Annotated in this window: 1 protein-coding gene; it reads left to right on the forward strand. The window is 72.7% G+C overall.

What is annotated here, in order from left to right:
- Positions 1-51 precede the first annotated feature (51 nt).
- A partial coding sequence (locus tag ML01_RS26675; RefSeq protein ID WP_216819302.1) for a helix-turn-helix domain-containing protein occupies positions 52-564 on the forward strand: 513 nt, incomplete at its 3' end.

Below are 564 nucleotides of genomic sequence, written 5' to 3' on the forward strand. Positions count from 1 at the left end.
GCCGCTCCCGTGTCTGTTTCGGACAAGGATCGTCGCGTGTTGGAGGCGCTGGTGCGCCGACACAACGCGCCGCGCGTGTTGGTGACACGCGCGCAGATCGTCCTGCTGGCCGCCGCCGGCGTCGGCGTGCGCGCCACCGCGGACCAGCTGTCGCTCGGGCGCGCCACGGTGCAGCGCTGGCGCCAGCGTTGGTCGAGCAGCGCCGGGGCGCACTCGGTGCTGGAGCGCTTGGTCGATGCGCCGCGCCCCGGCACGCCGCCGACCTTCACGCCCGAGCAGCTCTGCTCGATCCTGGCGCTGGCATGCGAGCCGCCGCGGTGCGACGGGCTGGAGCTGAACCGTTGGACACAGGCCGCGCTGGCCGCGGAGACCGTGTCTCGCGGCATCGCCGAGAGCATTTCGGCCGGCTCCATCGGGCGCTTCCTGCGCGAGGCCGCTCTCAAGCCGCACCGCACCCGCGGTTGGCTCAACACGCCGCGCGATGAGCAGTTCGACGAGCGATGCGAAGACGTTTGCGAAGCCTATCGCCTGGCGCCGGAACGCGCCGCCGCCGGCATCGAGACA

Source organism: Thiohalocapsa sp. ML1 (assembly GCF_001469165.1).
In the GTDB taxonomy this organism is placed as follows: Bacteria; Pseudomonadota; Gammaproteobacteria; order Chromatiales; family Chromatiaceae; genus Thiohalocapsa.